Annotated in this window: 13 protein-coding genes and 1 tRNA gene; 6 read left to right on the top strand and 8 right to left on the bottom strand. The window is 57.6% G+C overall.

What is annotated here, in order from left to right; translation table 11 throughout:
* The first annotated feature begins 1 nt into the window (after window position 1).
* The 4 genes from HMPREF2129_RS07160 to coaD are packed head-to-tail and all read left to right on the top strand — an operon-like array spanning window position 2 to window position 4,742.
* Complete coding sequence (locus HMPREF2129_RS07160; RefSeq protein WP_052092956.1) at window positions 2-1,540, top strand: DAK2 domain-containing protein; 1,539 nt, start codon at window positions 2-4, stop codon at window positions 1,538-1,540.
* 3 nt (window positions 1,541-1,543) lie between these two features.
* Entirely contained in the window at window positions 1,544-3,664 is a 2,121-nt protein-coding gene (locus HMPREF2129_RS07155; protein ID WP_034664812.1) for an ATP-dependent DNA helicase RecG, read from the top strand.
* A 20-nt stretch (window positions 3,665-3,684) separates the two neighbouring features.
* Entirely contained in the window at window positions 3,685-4,263 is a 579-nt protein-coding gene (locus tag HMPREF2129_RS07150; RefSeq protein ID WP_034664810.1) for an RsmD family RNA methyltransferase, read from the top strand.
* On the top strand, window positions 4,263-4,742 hold the full coding sequence (gene coaD / locus HMPREF2129_RS07145; protein WP_034664808.1) for a pantetheine-phosphate adenylyltransferase: 480 nt from the start codon (window positions 4,263-4,265) through the stop codon (window positions 4,740-4,742). The genes HMPREF2129_RS07150 and coaD overlap by 1 nt, the downstream gene beginning before the upstream one ends.
* Here coaD and HMPREF2129_RS07140 read toward each other — a convergent pair.
* The 6 genes from HMPREF2129_RS07140 to HMPREF2129_RS07115 form a co-directional block, all read right to left on the bottom strand.
* A complete protein-coding gene (locus HMPREF2129_RS07140) occupies window positions 4,732-5,496 on the bottom strand; it encodes an amino acid ABC transporter ATP-binding protein (RefSeq protein WP_034664805.1) in 765 nt (254 codons plus the stop codon). The genes coaD and HMPREF2129_RS07140 overlap by 11 nt on opposite strands.
* Window positions 5,497-6,417 (bottom strand): amino acid ABC transporter permease, encoded by a 921-nt coding sequence (locus HMPREF2129_RS07135; RefSeq protein ID WP_034664803.1) that lies wholly within the window; start codon window positions 6,415-6,417, stop codon window positions 5,497-5,499.
* A gap of 2 nt (window positions 6,418-6,419) precedes the next feature.
* On the bottom strand, window positions 6,420-7,319 hold the full coding sequence (locus tag HMPREF2129_RS07130; RefSeq protein WP_034664800.1) for an ABC transporter substrate-binding protein: 900 nt from the start codon (window positions 7,317-7,319) through the stop codon (window positions 6,420-6,422).
* 99 nt (window positions 7,320-7,418) lie between these two features.
* Window positions 7,419-7,763: a hypothetical protein gene (locus tag HMPREF2129_RS07125; protein ID WP_034664798.1), complete on the bottom strand. Its 345-nt coding sequence runs from the start codon at window positions 7,761-7,763 to the stop codon at window positions 7,419-7,421.
* Between the two features lie 74 nt (window positions 7,764-7,837).
* Window positions 7,838-9,424, bottom strand: coding sequence for a phytoene desaturase family protein (gene crtI / locus HMPREF2129_RS07120; RefSeq protein ID WP_034664795.1), 1,587 nt, complete (start codon window positions 9,422-9,424; stop codon window positions 7,838-7,840).
* Window positions 9,421-10,344 (bottom strand): phytoene/squalene synthase family protein, encoded by a 924-nt coding sequence (locus tag HMPREF2129_RS07115; RefSeq protein ID WP_332248700.1) that lies wholly within the window; start codon window positions 10,342-10,344, stop codon window positions 9,421-9,423. The genes crtI and HMPREF2129_RS07115 overlap by 4 nt, the downstream gene beginning before the upstream one ends.
* A 184-nt stretch (window positions 10,345-10,528) precedes the next feature.
* Here HMPREF2129_RS07115 and HMPREF2129_RS07110 point away from each other — a divergent pair, with 184 nt between their 5' ends.
* Entirely contained in the window at window positions 10,529-12,106 is a 1,578-nt protein-coding gene (locus HMPREF2129_RS07110) for an alanine/glycine:cation symporter family protein (protein WP_034664789.1), read from the top strand.
* Window positions 12,107-12,177: 71 nt separating this feature from the next.
* Window positions 12,178-12,251, top strand: a tRNA-Leu gene (locus HMPREF2129_RS07105).
* Between the two features lie 246 nt (window positions 12,252-12,497).
* Here the strand turns inward: HMPREF2129_RS07105 and HMPREF2129_RS07100 are convergent.
* Both HMPREF2129_RS07100 and HMPREF2129_RS10655 read right to left on the bottom strand, forming a co-directional pair.
* Window positions 12,498-13,937, bottom strand: coding sequence for a hypothetical protein (locus HMPREF2129_RS07100; RefSeq protein ID WP_156959255.1), 1,440 nt, complete (start codon window positions 13,935-13,937; stop codon window positions 12,498-12,500).
* 27 nt (window positions 13,938-13,964) lie between these two features.
* Entirely contained in the window at window positions 13,965-14,465 is a 501-nt protein-coding gene (locus HMPREF2129_RS10655; RefSeq protein WP_052092954.1) for a hypothetical protein, read from the bottom strand.
* Window positions 14,466-14,537 lie beyond the last annotated feature (72 nt).

The following is a 14,537-nucleotide window of genomic DNA, read 5'->3' as shown; positions in this document are numbered from 1 at the left end:
CATGACTTCTGCTGAGACTATTGATGGTGTCCGACTTCTGTCATGGGCGCGCCGTTCAGCAGAGGATTTGGGCCGTCACCGTGAAGAAATTAACAGCTTGAATGTGTTTCCGGTGCCGGATTCGGACACGGGGTCAAACATGGCGTTCACTATGGCTGCAGCCGTACGTGAGGCTGAGAAATGTGAACCTGACGCCTCTGCCGAAGTTATTGCGGAAGCTCTTGCCGTCGGCAGCATCAAGGGTGCTCGCGGTAATTCCGGTGTGGTTCTCTCACAGGTGCTGCGTGGTGTTGCCCAAGCAGCGGCGGAAGGGGAACTAGACGGCAGTGCCGTTGCTGCGGCGCTGAGCAACGCGGTGGCGTTTGTGGAACGCGCTATTGCAGAGCCCGTTGAAGGCACCATCATTACGGTGTTGCGGGAGGCCGCGCGGGCGGCTGAGGGGGCGTCGATAAGCAATTCTGATTTAGGCGACGTCACGTCGGCTGCATTGACCTCCGCGGAAGATGCTCTTGCAAACACTCCTTCGCAGCTGGCCGAGTTGCGCGAAGCCGGTGTTGTGGATGCGGGGGGTACTGGCCTAGTGCTTCTGCTTAAAGTTCTTGATGCTGAGGTGACTGGCGGCAGCATTGATGACGCTGAGGGAAATGAAGCGCAGTATGAGAGCGCACATGATCAGGCGGATCATTCCCACGGTGTAGCAGGCTGGCTGGAAGTCCTGTTCATGTTTGAAGGCCCGCTGGACAATCTTGAGGCTGTGTTGGCGACGATGGGCCGTAGTCTTGTGATCGCTCGGTCGACAGACTCCCACGGCAAGGTACATATTCACACCACTGAGGCAGGACCAGTGATTGAGCGCGCTTTCGAGCTCGGTGCCGTGAGCGATCTGCGGTTAGAGATCCTGCCGGATGCCTCCCCGCTGCACGAAGCTCGGCGTGTGGGCCGGCTCATTGTGGCGATCACGCCGATGGGTTCGCTCATGGACTTGTATAACCGTGCGGGTGCTGTGGCCGTAGCGCCCGGGCCCAACGTGGTAGCGGACGTTCGCCGCGAAATCAGTGCTTCCGGCGCACATGAAGTAATCATTCTGCCTAATGGACAGCTTGATCCGGCCACCCTGGAGGAGATTGAGATAGCTGCGGAGCACGAGTCCTTGGCGGTAACGCTGCTACCCACTGTGCGTTTGGTCAATGGAATCGCAGCTGTGTCTGTCCATGACCCACGCCTGCCTGTTGATGAAGCCGCAGCGGTAATGAGGGAAGCCGCTGAGGAGATGGCGGTGGCTGACATAGTGACCACTGGTGAGGGCGTTGAGGTGGTAGCGCGCGATACCCTCGTTGTGAGGGCGGAGACCTTGACCGCAGCCCTGCGCGAAGCAGCCGCCGTCATGTTGGACGGCGGTGGGGAACTGGTCACCATTCTGGTATCCCCCCAAGACGTGGCCAACGTTGATGTGGAAGCTTTGGAAGCTGACCTTGACGCAGAAATCGTGGTGTATCCCGCCGACGGGCTGGGCTCAACCGGACAGCTCGGAGTGGAGTAAAACATGCTGGGTTTGACTAATTTCACCCCTCTCAACTTGGTCATTCCCACTGCACCTGCGCGCGCGATTGCCAAGCACCTCGGAATTGAGACCGTCGCGGGTCTTCTCGAGTACTACCCCCGCAAGTACCTGCAGTACGGCACCGGTGATGCGCTCGACGGTGTGCTGCCTGATGACACGATCAGCTTCATCGGCAATGTGGAAAGCGTGCGCACCATCACGACCTCCAAGCGCCCGATCTTCAAAGCCGTCATCACTGATGGCTACCAGACCATTGAGGCTTCATTTTTCGGCGCGAAATATGCCCCGAGGGTACTCAAGCCCGGCGTACGCGCGATGTTCACTGGCAAGGTGAAATTCTTCCGGGATCAGCCACAAATGCAGCATCCGGACTTCATGATCCTGTCTGCGCCCGGAACACCTCAAGCGGGCAACAACAAGGGGGCATCCACCGGGTCGATTAAGAAACTCTCCGTCTTCGGCGATCCGGATGACCTGCTGGCCGGACGCGACTATCTGCCGGTCTATCCCGCTACGAAGAATCTATCTACGTGGACGATCATGGGTGCTATCAGCATGGTGCTGGACACCATTGAGGAGATCCCTGAGCCACTGGGGTACACACCATCGGGACTGCTGTCTTTGCATGAGGCGATCAACCAAATCCACAATCCCTCAGAGCAAGGGCCACACGCTGCCTTGGAGCGCCTCAAGTACAACGAGGCAATGAGTGTCGCCCTCGTCATGGCTATGCGTAGGCGTGATGATTCCTACCGCCAAGCCACCCCGCTGCCGCGTAAACCTGATGGGGATGTGGTGCACATGGTGGAGCACCTGCCGTTCAAGCTCACCGCGGGGCAGACGCAGGTCTTGGAGGAGATCTCTGCCGACCTTGAGCGAACCATCCCAATGAGCCGGCTCCTACAGGGCGAAGTGGGCTCCGGCAAGACGATCGTTGCTCTCGCCGCGATGCTGCAAGCAGTTGATAACGGCATGCAGTGCGCCTTGCTCGCGCCCACTGAAGTCCTCACCCTGCAGCACGAGAAGTCCCTGCGCAAAACCCTCATGCAAACGGGCGTGCACGCCCGCGTTGTTGCGTTGACGGGGTCCATGTCCACGGTGCAGAAGCAGGAAGCCCTGTTGGCAATCATGACGGGCGAGGCGGACATCGTCGTGGGCACGCACGCGATCATTCAGGACTTGGTGGAATTCTTTAACCTCGGTTTCGTCGTGGTTGATGAGCAACATCGGTTTGGTGTGGAGCAGCGCAATCGTTTGCGCGATAAGGCAGGGGAGAACACACCGCACCTGCTGGTTATGACAGCAACGCCGATTCCCCGCACTATTGCCATGACGGTGTTTGGGGACCTCGCCGTATCAACATTGAGTGAACTGCCTGGTGGACGTAAACCCATCCAGTCCGCAGTTGTCCCTGAATTTAAGCGGACGTGGGTGGATCGCGCCTGGGAGAAAATCAAAGAAGAGATTTACAGTGGCCACCAAGCCTATATTGTGTGCCCACGTATTGAGGGGCCAGGGGGTGTTCTTGAAGTCGCTGACACACTAGAAGCCCACCAACTCCAAGGCCTGACCATCGGTGTGCTGCATGGCCGGATGAAAGGTGAGGAAAAGGATCGCGTCATGTCCGCCTTCGCTGCCGGCACCATCGACGTGCTGGTCTCCACCACGGTTATCGAGGTGGGCGTGGACGTGCCCAACGCCACCGTGATGATGGTGCGCGAATCGGAGCACTTCGGTGTTTCACAGCTGCATCAGCTCCGCGGACGTGTGGGCCGTGGCGGGCATGCTTCGCTTTGTCTTTTCCACACGTTTGCGGAGCAAGGTTCACCGCAACTGGAGCGCGTCACGCGGATCGCGGAAATCTCTGATGGTTTTCAGCTCGCCGAGCTTGACCTGGAAACTCGCTCTGAGGGCGACGTCCTGGGCACCTCCCAGTCCGGCACAGATAGGCACTTGCGGTTGCTGAATCTCGTGCAAGACTTTGAGATCATTCAGCGCGCTTACGATGACGCGGCTGAATTCGTTGAGTCTGCCCCGGAGCGCGCGCGGGAGATTGTTGAGGACCTCTTCCTCGACCCATTCGACTATCTGAACAAGAGCTAACTACAGCTAGAGTGTTGCGCATGAACCGCATCATCTCGGGTGAAGCCCGCGGCCGGAAGATCAAGGTCCCGCCGGAGGGCACCAGGCCCACATCTGACCGTGCACGCGAAGGATTGTTCTCCTCGTTGCAAGTCCGTTTCGGCTTCATAGGGCAGAACGTGCTCGATCTTTTCGCCGGTTCCGGGGCTCTCGGCTTGGAGGCTGCTTCCCGCGGTGCCGATGAAGTGGTGTTGGTGGAAAACGACCCGAAAGCGGTGGAGGTCATCCACCACAACGCAGGTGTCGTTGGTCACCCGAATGTCATCATCGAGCCGGTCAAGGCGTCCACCTACGTTGCCCGTGCTCCACGTGAGCACTTCACCATGGTGTTGGCGGACCCGCCGTATGAGCTTTCCGACGAATCAGTGGTGGAAATGCTTCACGCCCTCATTCCAACATTAGCCGATGGGGCAGCAGTGGTGATTGAACGCCACCGGGACAGCCCGGAGACAGCGTGGCCGGAGGGTTTCACTCCCACTGGGCAGAAGTTGAAGAAGCGGCTGTATGGTATCGCTCGTATGGATATGGCCACGTTCCACCGCAGGAAGGACGAGGAATAATGACGAAGGCAGTGTGCCCCGGATCGTTTGATCCCGTGACTAATGGCCACGTGGATATTTTCACGCGTGCAGCTAAGAGCTTCGATGAAATCATCGTCCTTGTCACCGCGAACCCGAATAAACAAAGCGGTTTGTTCAACATTGAGGAACGCATGGACATGATCCGTCAGGCCACCAGCCACATCCCCAATATCAAGGTGGATACCTGGGGTGGCCTGCTGGTGGACTACACCACGGCAAACCACGTAGGTGCATTGGTGAAGGGCCTGCGATCTTCTCTCGACTATGACTATGAGCTGCCGATGGCGCAGATGAACCGCCGCCTGTCCGGGGTGGACACGTTTTTCCTCATGACGGATGAGAAGTACGGCTACATTTCCTCGTCCCTGTGTAAGGAAGTGGCCAAATACGGCGGAGACGTGAGCGGGCTGGTGCCCGATCACGTCGTGGAGGCCATGAACGCCAAGTTCAGAAAATAGAGGAGAGAAATTCCTTCGTCCGCTCGTGCTGGGGGTTGTCTAGCACCTGTTCAGGCGTGCCGTATTCAACGATGGTGCCGTCGGACATGAAGGCCACGTTGTCAGCAACCTCGTGGGCAAAGGCCATCTCGTGGGTGACCACGAGCATGGTCATGCCGGAATCTGCTAGTTCACGCATGACGCGAAGAACTTCACCGACGAGTTCGGGGTCAAGGGCGGAGGTGGGTTCGTCGAAAAGCATGAGCTTTGGGCCCATCGCAACTGCACGGGCGATGGCAACGCGCTGCTGCTGACCACCTGAAAGCTGCACTGGGTACGCCTCCGCCTTGTTGGCCAGGCCGACCTGTTCAAGCAGTTCCATCGCGCGCTTCTTCGCAGCCTCCGGTGTCATGCCTTTGACATGGATCGGCGCCTCAATGACGTTTTCCAACGCGGTGCGGTGACCGAACAGGTTGAAATTCTGGAACACCATGCCTACCTCGCGGCGCTGACGAGCGGCTTCCTTCTCGGAGATCTCATGCAACGCGCCGTTCTTTTCCCGGTAGCCGATGAGCTCACCATCAACGTAAAGGCGACCCGCGGTGACCTTTTCAAGGTGGTTAACGCAACGCAGAAACGTGGACTTGCCGGAACCGGATGGGCCGATGAGACAGGTGACCTCGCCCTTGTTCACCTCAAGGTTGATACCTTTAAGCACGTCAAGGGCACCAAAAGACTTCCATACATCAACGGCTTGAATCATAGGGGTGCTCATTTAAGAGTTCCTTTCCACGACGGTGACGTTGTTTGGGGCCTTGCCCTCAGCGTCAGTAAGTGCTGCCAGCTGGCGGGCGGTCAATTCGCGGGTTACCCCGCGGTCAAAGTAACGCTCCAGGTAGTGCTGGCCAACCATGAGGATGGACGTGATGATCAAGTACCATGTAGCGGCGACAAGCAGCATGGGCACCGGCTCGAAGAGTGCGGCAGCGATGTCCTGGCTGCGACCGTAAAGCTCGAGCGAGTAGGGGACAGCGACAACAAGGGACGAGGTCTTCAGCAAAGAAATAAACTCATTGCCCGTCGGCGGGATGATGATGCGCATGGCCTGCGGCAGCACGGTGCGGCGCATGGTCATACCCCAACCCATGCCTAGGGCTTTCGACGCTTCGATCTGGCCAGCAGGCACCGAGTTCACACCGGAACGGACAATCTCCGCCATGTAGCCCGCCTCGTTGAGACCCAGTCCAATGACGGCGAGAGCGAAAGCCGAGGATGTCAGCGCGTCTAGCGAGATCTCTGTAAAGCCTAAGTTGATGGACTGGTAAATCGCACCAATGAGCCCCCAGAAGACCAACTGAACGTAGATCGGGGTGCCACGGAAGACCCACAGGTACAACCACGCAATTGATTTGAATACCGGGTTCGGCGACATGCGCATCACAGCAAGCACCACGCCGAGAACGACACCGATGATCATCGAAAGAACAGTTAGTGCGAGCGTGTGGCCAGCAGCAGTAAGGACGCGGGTGTCAAAGATGTATGCCCGATACGTGGGCCAGCCATAGGCATCACGGCCGGCGGCATCGACGATGAACAGGATGGACAGCGCAACGAGGATGGCTGCGGTGATCCACCGTCCGGGGTGGCGCAACGGTTTTGCTTTAATGCGTTCTGGGCGTGTGGGTTTGAGCGTCATGGTTATTGTCCTCCCACGGGTTGTTCGTTAATTAGAGCTTGGTCGAGCAGACCTGTTTTCACATTCCACTGCTCCATGATGCGTTCGTACTCACCAGTGTCGATGAGATGCTGCATGGCTGCGGCCAGAGCGGGGCCCAAAGGAGAGTCCTTTGGTACTGCGATGCCATACGGCGCCGCATCAAACATCTCCCCAACGAGTTCGAGTTTTCCGTCCGAGCGGTCCACGGCCCACGCGGAAACTGGGGAGTCCGCACTCAGTGCATCGGCGCGGCCAACGAGCACGGCAAGAGCGGCGTTATCCGATGTGTCATAGGAGAGGATGGTGATGGGGTCGCCCTGTTCCTCGCACTTTGCAGCCTTCGGTCGCACATCATCCGTTTCGGAGACAGTGGTGCGCTGCACTGCCACTGTGAGACCACAGGGGTTAGCCGGATCAACGTCGTTGCCAGGGGATTGCGCCCACTGGATGCCGGCGTAGAGGAAGTTGATAAAGTCGAAGTTCTGGCGGCGTTCCTCACTATCCGTAAAACCCGACATACCGGCATCAAGCGTGCCTGCCTGCACAGCGGGGAGGATCATGGCGAAGTCCTGGTCAATGGCGCGGAACTTCAATCCCATGACGCTAGCTAGGGCGTGGCCCAAATCCATTTCCAGGCCCACGATCGTGCCCTGTGAATCTTTGAATTCAAAAGGTGCGAACGGTGGATTAGCGCCAATGGTGAAGAAACCGTCTTGGCGGACATTGTCCGGCACCATTGCGGCGATCTCGGGGATTTCAGCTGGGGTGATTTGTTCCCAGCCTTCGGGGTTTCCGCCTTCTACGTTGGTGACACAGCCACTCAATGCACCGACAGTGGCGGTGGTGAGGATGGCAGCAACCACCTTGAGAGGTTTAAACATAAAAGAAGCATACAATGCCTTCGAATGAAGATTATTGTATGCCTCTGGATAATGCAGAAGAATTTTTAAACGCTGACTTAGCAGCGCTTTCTCCTTTTTCTAGCGTGACAGATTAGACATGATCAGTTGAATAATCTGACCAATCACGGTGACAGCTGCTGCAATGATCACGTAGTTGATAATGGCCTGGGTGACGCCTTGCGAGCTCAGCTCCTTGTTATCGGAGGACATAAGGCGGTAAGGATTTACTGCCATGTCGAAGAACCCTTTGACAGACTTTTCCTTCATAGAGGAGGCCTTATCCGGATCGAAGGCATTCTCAATACCGCGCCCAACGGCAGTATCGGCGCCCTTAGAGTTCGTTGTGGTTTGTGCATGAACTGCGGGTGCAGCGGAAAGGGTCAAGGCAGCGGCAGTCGCAACAGCAATCATCTTTTTACGCATGACAGTGAAGTGTAGCTTTACTAGACCTAATACAAAACTGAATTGGCTCACAGAAAACCAAAACTGGGGTAGGGCTACCAGTCTCGCACGGACAATGGGCCCGGTGAACGGTCCCCGCGTAGGCGTTTGATCACATTCTCCGCGGAGATCAAACACATTGGCACACCGACTCCAGGCACGGTTGTTGCTCCAGCGTAGAAAAGGTTTTTCACCTTCCGCGAGGCGTTCCGTCCACGGAGGAATGCTGATTGTTTCAGCGTGTGCGCCGGCCCGATCGCGCCACCGGCCCACGCGTGGTAGCGCTCTTTGAAATCAGCCGGCCCCAAGGTGCGACGGACAACGATGCGTTCAGACAGATTAGGAATTCCGCACCATGCAGCCACCTGTTCAATTGCGGCATTAGCGATTGTATCGACGGCGGGAGAGCTTTGTAGGTTGTAAGCATCGCCGTGCCCAAGCTCCGTGGCAGCGGGGGTGGGGATGAGAATGAAGAGGTTCTCATGACCTTCTGGCGCTGTCGTTGGATCAGTTTTGGACGGCTTAGAGATGTAAATCGACTGGGATGCGTGGTTCGGCCGGCTGCTCACCGGGCCATGGAAGACAGCACCGAAGTCGTCTGACCAATCGGCGCTAAACAGGAGATTATGGTGCTCAAGCTGGGGGAGTATGCCCTTCACACCAAGCATGACGAGCACCGCACCCAAACCGGGGTTGCGGGTAGCAAAATACTCCTCGTTATACGTGCGTTTATCGTGCGGGAGGAGTCGAGTTTCCGTGAATTTCAGATCTGCAGCAGAAACTACAACGTCAGCAGAAAGCTTTTCGACGTCCCCGTTACCCCGCCTCACGGTCACCCCAGATGCTCTATTCCCATCAGTATTAATGGCGGTGACGGCGGTGTTGAGGAGAATTTCAGCGCCGTGAGCGACTGTTTGATCAGCGATGGCCTGAACAACGGCGGTGAATCCACCGCGGGGGTACTTTACACCTTGCACAAGGTCAGTGTGGCTCATCAAGTGGTACATCGACGGAGTGTGCGCCGGATCAGATGAGAGGAACACTGCGGGGTAGGAGAGCATCTGGCGCAGCCGTGTATCGGCGAATCGTTTAGACACGAAGTTCTCCAACGAGCGGGTGAGATACTCCGCGAGTTTGGAGTAGTTCCGCCGCACTGACGGCGCGAAGAATGCCGCAGGTGACGTGAACGTTGTGTACAGGAAGTAATCTACGGCCAATCGGTAGGTTTCCCCGGCGCTATCTAGGTATCTTGCCAGTGTTTTGCCTGCGCCCGGTTCGATCGATTCGAAGAGGGTGAGGGACTCATCGCGGTTGGAGGGCACATCGATGGGGGCCGAACCTTCCGGGAACATTCGGTAGCCGGGATTCAGATCCACAAGATCAAGCACTTCGTCAGTGCGTGTGCCACAGAGTTCAAAGAAGTGATCAAACGCTTCGGGCATGAGGTACCAGGAGGGCCCGGTATCAAAGCGGAAGCCGTCAACACTGAGATCCCCGGCGCGCCCCCCGATAGTGTCGAGCCGCTCAATCACTTTCACGGCGTAGCCTTCCCGGCCCAACAATGCAGCCGCGGCCAGACCTGCGATGCCAGCACCGATCACAATGGCGGCGCGCCCGTCAGTCGGCAGTTTATGTGAGGTCATTTCCGTGGTTCCTCGGTGAAAGGGGGTATGCGGTTGGACTGGGCAGCAACGCGGGAAGCAGCGCGTGCTGTTAACCAAAGCTTGCGTCGACGGGGAACGCTGATGCGCGTGGTGGTTAATACTGATGCCGGTGTTGCATCAATCATGTCGGTAAGTTCCTCGAACAAATCGGCGGCAGCAAGAACGCCGGCGTGAACACGGCGGGGAAGAAGATACATAGATGCACGTGACACAGCAAGATCAGCACGGATATCAGCGACGATGGCATCTTTAGCAGCATCATCGAGAGGTTGATCCGTCGACACGTTAATCTCGGGGAAATAGGAACGGCCAAGCAGTCGCGAGTCTACAGCGATATCCCGGAGGAAATTCACTTTCTGGAAAGCGGCACCCAGGGACCGGGCGCCCTCATCAAGTCTTGCCTTCTCGGCAAGAGACAAGGTCATGCCTGCGGTGAACGTCGATAAGCAAAGCAGCCCGATGACTTCCGCTGAACCGTACACATACTTATCAAAGTCAGTCTGCGTGTACGTGGTCTGATTCACGTCCCGGTGCATGGAGGAAAAGAATGCGGTGATGTGTGCGGAATCAAACTGGCAGCGCCGTGCTGTTTGGGCGTACGCATGAAGAATGGGGTCTGTATGGAAACGCTTCGTGGGCGCGGCAAGCACGGCTGTTTCATACTCATCAAGGAGCGCAGAAATATCAGCCACGGCAGCTTGTTTCGCAGTGCCATCCACAATTTCATCCGCAATACGGACAACTGCATAAAGGTTTCGTATGTCTTCTTTGGTTTGCCCGGGGAGCAGCTTCGTTGCCAAGGTGAAGCTTGTGGAGTACTGCTTCATCACTGCAGCGGCGGCATCGCTACACATCGCGTCGTATCGCCGCAAAAAGCGATCCGAGGACATTGCGTACATAAGAAATAAGGTAGCGCCTGGCCATAAGAATGCCGAAACGGCTGCTGCCTTGACATATGCACAGGTGTGTATTTTTTAACAAGAAATTCGTTGAAAACTCTTAACATTGGGCTACACCTTGCACTAAATTCGATTCAACAATTGAAATTCGCCCCGCTGTGGCTGGCATAGGAAAGGTCCACCCGTGGAAACCGTCATCACAACGCTCAATGGCCTGATTTGGTCAAACTGGCTCGTCTATCTTTGTTTGGGCGCCGGGGTGTACTTCACCCTAGCCACTTTGTTCCTGCAGGTTCGGTGCCTGCCCGACATGTTCAAGCAGGTGTCGTCGCGGGAAGACTCCGCTGACGGCATTTCGCCCTTCCAGTCCCTGATGATCTCGCTTGCCGGCCGCGTCGGCGTCGGCAACATTGCTGGTGTGGCCACCGCGATTGCCTTCGGTGGCCCTGGTGCCGTGTTCTGGATGTGGATCGTGGCCTTTTTGGGCTCCGCTACGTCGTACATTGAGTGCTGCCTCGCCCAGATTTACAAAGAGAAGGACCAGGACACGGGCGAATATCGGGGTGGCCCGGCCTACTACATTGAGAAGGCCTACAAGCACACCAAAGCGGGCAAATTTGCCCTCGTGTACGCGATCATTTTCGCGGTCATGATGATACTGGCTACGTCCTACTTCCTGCCGGGCGTGCAAGCTAATGGTGTTGCAACAGCGGTTGAGCACGCATGGACTGTTCCAACGTGGGCGACCGCTCTCGTGATGGTGGTTCTACTGGGCGTCATCGTGGTGGGTGGGGTGAAGCGCATCGCGTGGTTTGCTTCGATGGTTGTGCCGTTCATGGCTCTCATCTACGTCGTCGTGTCCATTGTCATCCTGTTTGCCAACGCATCTGAAATCCCTGAGGTGTTCGGCCTCATCTTCCGCTCCGCGTTTGACAAGGAAGCTGCGTTCTCCGGCCTCATCGGCTTCGCCATCATGTGGGGCGTCAAGCGCGGTATCTACTCCAATGAGGCCGGGCAGGGAACCGGCCCGCAGTCCGCTGCCGCTGCTGAGGTGTCCCATCCGGCTAAGCAGGGCTTCGTCCAGTCCTTCGCCGTGTACGTTGACACCCTGTTTGTTTGCTCAGCAACCGCCTTCATCATCATCTCGACTGACATGTACCGCGTGTACGAGAATGGCTCGGAAGACGGCTCAGTTCGTTTTACCGGTGCGATCCCGGATTCGGTTGAGGTCGGCCCCGGTTTCGTGCAGTCCGCACTTGACTCCTTCACCCCGGGCCTTGGCGGCAGCTTCGTCGCACTGTCTATTCTCTTCTTCGCTTTCACCACGATTGTTGCCTACTACTACATGGCTGAGGTCAATTTCACCTACTTGAATCGCTGGATAAAGAATGAGAAGACCCGCTCCGTGGTCATCTGGTTCTTGCGTGTTCTCATCCTTGTTTCCGTATGGATCGGCGCCACCACCACGCCTGGTAATGCGTGGGCACTTGGTGATATCGGTGTCGGCGCCACCGCGTGGTTGAATATCCTGGCCATCTTGGTGCTCCAGGTCCCCGCTCTCAAGTGTCTGTGGGATTACCGCCGCCAGAAGAAAGCCGGCCGTGACCCACAGTTTGACCCCGAAGCACTGGGCATCAAAAACGCCGACTTCTGGGTTGCTCGCAAGACCGCCATGGTTGAGGCTGGCACGTGGGAGACAGGGGAGCTTATTGACGAAACCCGCCTCAACGAACCCATCCTTGATCGCTACCCGCGCATCTAGTCCCACAACAACCCCCGGGGCGTGCTGATTTCAGCGCACGGGATCTCGTGCGCTATCCTTTCTCACAGCACGCCCCAGTAGCCCAATTGGCAGAGGCAACGGATTCAAAACCCGTCCAGTGTGAGTTCGAGTCTCACCTGGGGCACCGTGTGAAGTCGGGGGTTTCGGAGAACATTTTGAAAGTGTTCGGAAAACTCCGTCCGAGTCCCCGAGACTACGTCGGCTGACTCTTGCTTCGATTGAATTTTCGACGAGCTCGCGATCCGACAGCACAAAACGCCCCGTTCTGGGATGGATTTAGCTCAGAACGGGGCGTTTTCGCGCCTCTAAACACGACTTCTAGGCCGCTGCCCACCAGAACACTTTTCTGGTGGCCTGCGGCCTATGAGGCTTACGCCGCGACTGGCGGAGCGTTCGGGAACGTACCGGCGATTGACCTCTCACTCCTCTTGCGTTCGAGGTCATCGCGACCGCCGCGCGGTGTCGGGTCATTGTCGGTGCTGTTCTCGTCAAACCAAGACGAGTCGGAGGCCAGCAAGATCACGTTTACGGCGACACACGAAATCGCGGTCGCAATGAGTTGGCCGGCCCACCCCCGCATGAGGCGCATGGTCGAGTCGCCAATGCCGACGCCGCGGGCGTTCTTGAGCTTGTCGTTGCGGCTTTCAATCATGTTGCGCTGGCCATAGACCTCCTGCCACTCAGCCGTTCCGTAAGCGGGTCCCTGCTGCAACCAGCGAGCGCCGTCTTCAACGCTGTTCTTGATAGTCACCGAGGCCTGACGGCAAATCGCGGGTGGTGCAGCAGAGAAGCCGGACACGTCCTTTACGGTCAACTCCAAGCGCTGTTTAGCCGTAGGCCTCTCGTCCCCTCGTGGCACTAAAGCACAAGCTAGTGCCGAACCCGGAGCCTTGACTGGGCACCGGAAGCGGCGGTCACCGGCACTGCTTTTGGTGCCTCTCGTGGCAAGCGCGAACCGCTTCCGCCCCTCCAGTCGGCTCATGTACGTCTCGTGGTCAATATCGCCCGCTTCGTACTCCGAGTGCGGGTCAATCAGCCCAGGAAATGCGTTGATTCCCGGCGAGTAAAGTCCGCCGTCAATGACCACCGCGCCGGACGGCAAAACGGTTTGGAGTCCACGCTGCTTGTCCTTGTAGTCGAAGACGAGGTCATATCCCTCTTCGCGCAGCGGAATGTGCATGCCCGCAGGCTTCTGCGCTGGGTACAGGCGGTCGAACAGCATGTAGCCGCGAGGAAGTTCGGGGCGCTCGGTGACGTTTTGGAGTGCCTCCCAGAGACGCTCGGTGGGGTTCACACCCGGGCGGTGAAAGCCCATGCCCAGAATAAGACCGGGTTGCCCGCCTTTCTTGGCAAACCCCGGCCCGGTCATCGCAGCGAGAGTCGCCTCGAAACCCCAGACAAACGTGCCACCTTTGATTTTTGGGTTCTCGCCGTCGTGGTTCAATGTCTCCTTGTGGTGCCAGCCGGCCACAGGGGTCGAAGCCACTAAAGCGTCTTCTGGCACAGACCCCTGGCGCATCCGCTTGCGTGCCGGGGTGCCTCGCCGGGACACCTGGAGCGACGTGCCGTCAACGGCGACCGTGCCGTCCCACTGGGCGAAGGCCCCCGGGGACATAAGTTCAACACTGGCCCAGATAAGGCGATTCGTGAACTCCGTTCCGCGATTGCGTCGCTTCTCGCGGAAAGCCGCAGTCTCCTCGTCGTCGTTGACGTCAAGTTGCCCACCGGAGACGAGGTCAAGCCACTCACCGACGGTGTACCGCTCTCGCAGTCGAATCTCCGGGTAGGGCTCCATAGTCTCCCGGGTCACCCAGAGTGTGTACCAAACGCGGTCTGCCTACCGCTCGCGAATCTTGCGACGCTGGCGCTTGTCCTTTACGTCGAACTCCTCTTCTTCCAAGCCGAGCAAGGACCAGATTGCAGGCGTAAGACCGAAGGCGATAGTGCGGCCCATGTCCTGGAAATGTTGCGCTTGACGCTGAATCGCGAGCAGAATCCAGAGCGTAAGCGCTGCGTGAATACTCACTTTCCTGGGCCGCCCACCCTTGTTCGTAATGAGGCCGTCCTCGACGCGCCATTGCTCCACAAGGCCGACGACCCCGGAGCGTTCCACAATGTCCCAGGCCAACTTCACTGTGGAGTAAACTTCACGCCGCTGCTCGATATACAGCCAGTCGCGGTCTGCGGTCTTCTCTTCGCGTACTTCGAGCTCCGTCTCGGACGGGGCAACTAACGCCTCGTCCCAAGCCTTCTTCCTCTCTTTCAACGGCTTGACTGCCTCGTCTTTCGCCAAGAGCTGTCGCACCTGCTCGTACCAGTCGCTCTCGTATTGGGACACCGTGGTTCACCTCCTCTCGTGGGTGTTTTTGGCAATAAAGAACCCACCCTGGGTGTGAACTTGCCCCCGAAA

Source organism: Corynebacterium tuscaniense DNF00037 (assembly GCF_000759055.1).
In the GTDB taxonomy this organism is placed as follows: Bacteria; Actinomycetota; Actinomycetes; order Mycobacteriales; family Mycobacteriaceae; genus Corynebacterium; species Corynebacterium tuscaniense.
Note: the sequence above shows the minus strand (reverse complement) of the source record. Positions and strands in the feature narration are given on the sequence as shown.